This is a genomic window from Pseudonocardia halophobica (assembly GCF_027922425.1).
Lineage (GTDB): Bacteria > Actinomycetota > Actinomycetes > Mycobacteriales > Pseudonocardiaceae > Pseudonocardia > Pseudonocardia halophobica.
Map to the genome: position 1 here is coordinate 1 of NZ_BSFQ01000165.1, position 890 is coordinate 890.

At 67.2% G+C, this 890-nt stretch carries 1 pseudogene; it reads left to right on the forward strand.

Annotation, left to right across the window (positions count from 1 at the left end):
• Positions 1-844: pseudogene (locus tag PKE99_RS37885) on the forward strand (nicotinate phosphoribosyltransferase); the annotation flags it as partial.
• Positions 845-890 lie beyond the last annotated feature (46 nt).

Here is an 890-nt window from a genome sequence, read left to right on the forward strand (position 1 = left end):
GGTGCCGGGGATCCTCGCCGCGAAGCGCTTCTACAACGCGGGAAAGGTCTCCAACTCGGGTCCGAACTCCGAGCACGCCGGCTTTTGCGCCTGGGGCCGCGAGCACGAGGCCGACGCCCTGCGCAACATGCTGGACGTCTATGCGCCCGAGGGCTGCGCGCTGCTGCTCACCGACACCTACGATCACGAGCACTGCGTCAAGAAGATCATCGGCGGCGAGCTCAAGGAGCAGATCCGGAACTTCCCGGGCCTCGTCGGGATCCGCCCCGACTCCGGCGACATCGTCCAGGTCACCGCCGACACCACCGGATGGCTGATGGACATCTTCGGCTACACCGTGAACTCCAAGGGCTTCAAGGTGCTGCCCCCGTTCGTCCGGGTGGTGCAGGGCGACGGGGTGAACTTCCACTCGCTGCCGCAGGTCTACATGGAGCTCGAGCGCCGCGGGTTCTCCGCCGAGAACGCCGTGTTCGGCATGGGCGGTGGCCTGCTGCAGCACTGGAACCGCGACACGATGAACTTCGGCCAGAAGGCGTCGGCGGTGCGTGTCAACGGCGAGTGGCGGGGCATCGCCAAGTCGCCGACGGGCGCCTCGTTCAAGGTGTCGAAGAAGGGCCGGCTCGCGCTCAAGCACGAGAACGGCGTGTACACGACGGTGCTGAAGGGGTCGATCCCCGAGTCGGACAACGTGCTGCAGCCGGTCTTCCGTAACGGCAAGCTTCTCAAGAAGTGGGACTTCACCGAGCTGATCGCGAACAGCGAGAAGGAGGTCCCCGAGTCCTACTACGTCGACCACGTCGGTCAGATGCGCACCGTCTCCTCGGAGATGGCCGTCTCGGCCTGACGTCGGCCACCCGGCGCCCCTGCCCGCACCCCGCCCGGGGGGGGGC